The 4,275-nt window shown below is 68.7% G+C and carries 4 protein-coding genes; 1 reads left to right on the forward strand and 3 read right to left on the reverse strand.

Translation table 11 applies throughout. The features are described from left to right. Positions 1-10 precede the first annotated feature (10 nt). From RMO85_RS07740 to RMO85_RS07750, 3 genes are all read right to left on the reverse strand, one after another. On the reverse strand, positions 11-1,381 hold the full coding sequence (locus RMO85_RS07740) for an extracellular solute-binding protein (protein WP_310528146.1): 1,371 nt from the start codon (positions 1,379-1,381) through the stop codon (positions 11-13). A gap of 78 nt (positions 1,382-1,459) precedes the next feature. Further along, on the reverse strand, positions 1,460-1,906 hold the full coding sequence (locus RMO85_RS07745) for a type II toxin-antitoxin system PemK/MazF family toxin (RefSeq protein WP_310528148.1): 447 nt from the start codon (positions 1,904-1,906) through the stop codon (positions 1,460-1,462). A gap of 41 nt (positions 1,907-1,947) precedes the next feature. After that, positions 1,948-2,991 carry a LacI family DNA-binding transcriptional regulator gene (locus RMO85_RS07750; protein WP_310528150.1) on the reverse strand — a complete coding sequence of 348 codons (1,044 nt, stop codon included), beginning with the start codon at positions 2,989-2,991 and terminating at the stop codon, positions 1,948-1,950. A 287-nt stretch (positions 2,992-3,278) separates the two neighbouring features. Between RMO85_RS07750 and RMO85_RS07755 the strand changes: the two genes are divergently transcribed. After that, the coding region (locus RMO85_RS07755) for a substrate-binding domain-containing protein (protein WP_310528152.1) at positions 3,279-4,275 on the forward strand (997 nt) is incomplete at its 3' end.

Genomic DNA, 4,275 nt, shown 5'->3' on the forward strand with positions numbered 1-4,275 from the left:
GAGTCCGCGACTACTCGGTCGGGGTCTCCGACGGGGACTCGGTGACCGACTCGGGGTCGAGGACGGTCCTCGACGCAGCGTCGATCGCCTCGGTGGTCGCGTCGAGGTCGAGGGCTCCCGGGCTCGTGACGAGGTCGTCCAGCAGCGAGGCGACGGCAGCGTCGAGCTCGGTGCCCGTGGCCAGCAGCGGGGGGATCACCATGCCGCGGATGGCCGAGTTGAAGACCGTGGCATGAGCGGGCTCGCGACCCGGCCACAAGAACGCCTCGGACCCGGCGACCTCGGTGTTGGCGGGGACGATGTAGCCGGTACGGGTCACGATCTCGAGGGCGGCGTCGGAGACGGCGTAGGCCATGAAGTCCGCGGCATCGTTGACGTGTTCGGTGCCCTTGGAGATGCACAGCCCGTCGATGTCTCCGACGGTTGCGGGGCTCTCGATGACAGGCATGGAGATGGTGTCGAACGACAGCGACTCGACGGCTCGGAGCTCAGGCACGAGGTCGCGGAATCCGGCGATCATCGCGAGCTTGCCGCGCTTGAAGAGCTCAAGAGGCGTGGCCTTGCGCAGCTCGTCGGCGCTCGGTGTCAGCGTGGGATCGCGCAGGATGGCCAGCGTCTGGTCGAGCGCCGAGCGCGTGCCGTCGCCGGCGAAGTCCAGGGACTTCGGGTCGGTGTCGTCGTCGAAGAGCTGACCGCCGCCCGAGTAGATGAACGGCGCGAGGCCGCGCAAGGTGGGTTCGATCCACACGCCGTCGACGGTTCCACGGCGACTCGCGAACTGGGCCGCGGCGGCGAACTCGGCGAGCGTCCAGCGGTCGTCGAGCTCGCCGGGCGACGTCTCATCGGGCACGTCCAGGCCGCGTCGTTCCATCTTGGCGAAGTCGACCAGCTCGTCGTTGTAGTAGATGACCATGGGAGAGATCGAATAGGGCATGCACTGGAGGTCGTCGTCGTAGGAGAAGGCCTCGAGTGCGTCGCGCGAGTAGCGGTCGCCGAAGTCGACCCCGCGCTCGTCGAGCAGCAGGCTCACCGGTCGGGTCGACTCGCTGTCGGCGATCTCCAGCAGGTCACGGCGCGCGGTCAGGAAGACGTCCGGGGCGTCGCCGGCGAGGACGGCCTCGAGCGCGGTCTCGTGGTCGGGCCAGGTGACGAGCTTGACCTCGCGCGTCTGCGACGAGGCGTTGAAGGAGTCGACGACCTGCTCGAAGGCCCTGAGCTCCTCGGGGTGACCGAATGCCCCGAAGGTCAGGGTCCGTTTCTCAGCGGGCTGCGAGCTGCGGGTGGCGGTCGGCTTCGGTGGCGCCTCGTCGTCGGAGCATGCCGCGAGCCCGAGGCTCAACAACAGCGCTGACGTGATCGCTACCAGCCGCCGCCTCGTCATCGCCCCGCTTCCCTGTCCCCATGATCGGCCCATCCGTTGGCCCGTCCGATGGCCCGGCCAACCCTAGTGGTCGCGCGGTCACGACCCGATGCAGCGTCCGGCGGCCTCGGCCACCCGGACGAAGATCACCGGGTCGAGGGCGGCTCCTTCGCGGCGTACGCCGTCGCGCGTCAGCGGCACCAGCCGATCCAACCGGACCTCGCTCGGTCGTCCCTGCGAGTCCCAGGCGCCGCTGCCGATGTCCATCCAGTAGCGACCGTGCCGGGCCTCGTCAGCGGCGTCGCGGTCGTGGTCCTGGCTGGACAGGTAGAGCCCGACCCAGCCGTCGCCCTCAGCGCGCAGTACCAGCACCGGGCGGTCCTTGCCCTGAGACGGGTCGTCCTCGTAGGCCACCCACGCCCACACGACCTCGCCGGGATCGGGCTCCCCGTCGGCTTGCGGCGCATAGGCGTCGGCCAGCACCGGAGTCGTCGAGCCGGCGGGCGCGCCGAAGAGTCGAGCCAACCTGTCCTTGAGGGGCGTCATGATCTCGAGCATAGGAGTCGGCCCCGAGCGAAGACGAGCGATCAGCGCCCGGACGGGGGGATCTCGCCGGAGCCGCGGACGACGAGTCGCGTCGGGATCAGGTGGGTCTGGGGCGGGCGGTCGTGGCCGTCGAGCCGGTCGAACAGGAGCGTGGCCCCCAGCCGACCCATCTCGGTCGGGTCCTGGGCGACGAGGGTGATCCCGGGCGTGAGGACGTCCGCCAGGGCGAAGTCGTCGAAGCCCACCAGAGCGATGGTGTGCTGCAGCCCGAGCCGGTGCAGCGCCTTGGTGGCGCCCACCGTGACGAGGTTCTGGCTGGCGAAGATCGCGGTCGGTGGGCTGTCGCATGCCATCAGGTCCAAGGTGGCCCGGCAGGACGCATCGATGGTCGCCACGCCGTGGTGCACGATGGCCGGATCGACGGGGATCCCGGCCCCGGCCAAGGCGCTCACATAGCCGTCATGACGCTGCTGCGCGGTGACGATCCCGATGTCGTCACCCAGGTAGGCGATCCGGCGGTGCCCGATAGCGACGAGATGCTCAGTTGCGTCCGCCGCCCCCTCCCTGTTGGTCGAGACGACGGCGTCGGCGTCGATGAGCCGAGGCACTCGGTCCAGGAAGACGATCGGGGTGCCGGCGCGCTGCTCGGCGATCAGATAGCTCTGGTCTCGCCCAGTCGGGGCGATGAGCAGCCCGTCGACCTGACGGTCGATGAGGGTGCGGGCGAAGTCACGCTCCCGAGCGGCGTCCTCGTCCACGCTCGCGATCAGCACCTGGACGCCGCGCCGCTGCGCCACGTCCTCCACCGCGCGCAGCAGCGCTGCGCTGAACGGGATGGCAACGTCCTCGAGCAGCAGTCCGATGGTCGCCGTACGACCGTCGGCGCGGCGCAGGTTGCTGGCCACGAGGTTGGGCCGGAAGCCCAACTTCTCAGCGGCGCTGCGCACTCGCGCCTGCGTGCTGGGACTCACGTTGCCTTCGTTGTTGATCACCCGGGACACGGTCTTGACCCCCACATGGGCCAACGCGGCGACGTCGCGCATGGTGGGGCGCGGTGGCCGTGACGGTCCAGCGTCCCGAGACATCGGTGTCATCCTGGGGATCCTCCAGAGGCGCGTCGAGGCCTGGGTTGAGCGCGACACGATGGCTTTCGCGACTGCTTGATGGGCAGCGATGACAACGCTGCCATATGCCCAGCGAGATGGCAAGCAGCCGCGGCTTGGCCGCATCCACGGCTAAGAGTCATCCTCAATGACAACGTGGTCACAATTTTCAGAGTTTCATTGACACATTGCGGTGTGATCGGTTTCACTCTGTTGACCACGTTGTCATTCGGTGCTCCTGAGGTACCGACCCTTGAAAGGAACACCCGATGAACGGCTCCACCTTCCTCACCTCCCGCATCAAGCGACACGGCCTCGTGGCCGTCGCCTGCGCGACCTTGGCCCTCACCGCCGCCTGCGGCTCCTCCGACAACTCCACGTCCACCGGCGGCTCGGACTCCGGCGGCGACTCCAGTCCCAAGACGGTCGCCTTCGTGATGGGCGCCGAGTCAGACCCGTTCTTCCAGGCCATGAAGATCGGCGCCGAGGCCGAGGCCCAGGCCCAGGGCGTTGAGCTCATCTGGCAGGGCGACCCCGCGCAGTACTCCCCCGCCACCCAGATCCCGTTCGTGGACCAGGTCCTCGCCCAGAAGCCCGACGGCCTCGTCCTCATCCCGACCGACCCCGACGCACTCCAGCCCTCGGTCGCCAAGGCCGTCGGCATGGACATCCCCGTCGTCAACGTGGACACCCACGTCACCGACCTGACCGACGTGATCAGCTTCATCACCGGCGACAACGCCGACGGCGGCGCCAAGGCCGCCGAGGCGATGGCGACGGCGATCGGCTACCAGGACGGCGAGAGCTACCAGGTCGTTGTGGGGCTCACGTCGGCCACCGCGACCACCAACGTCGCGCGCCTCGACGGCTTCACGAAGGCCATCGCCGACTCCTACCCCGGCATCGAGATCGTCGACAAGGCCTACTCCCAGTCACAGGCGACCACCGCCAACACCAATGTCAACAACTGGCTGACCAAGTACCCCGACCTGGCCGGCATCTTCGCCATCGACGGCACCAACGCGACGGGCGCGGCCGCCGCGCTGCAGGCCAAGGGACTCGTCGGCAAGACTGCGCTGATCGGCTACGACGCCTACCCGGCCAACGTCGACCTGCTCAAGAAGGGCGTCTTCACGGCCCTGATCGCTCAGGACCCCGCCGCCGAGGCCAAGCAGGCCATCGACGACCTCGTCGCCTACTGGGATAGCGGCTCGACGGACGGCATCGAGCACGAGATGGTCATCCCCAACGTGGTCCTCACCAAGG

Origin of the sequence: Nocardioides sp. (genome assembly GCF_031422975.1) — a bacterium.
Lineage (GTDB): Bacteria > Actinomycetota > Actinomycetes > Propionibacteriales > Nocardioidaceae > Nocardioides.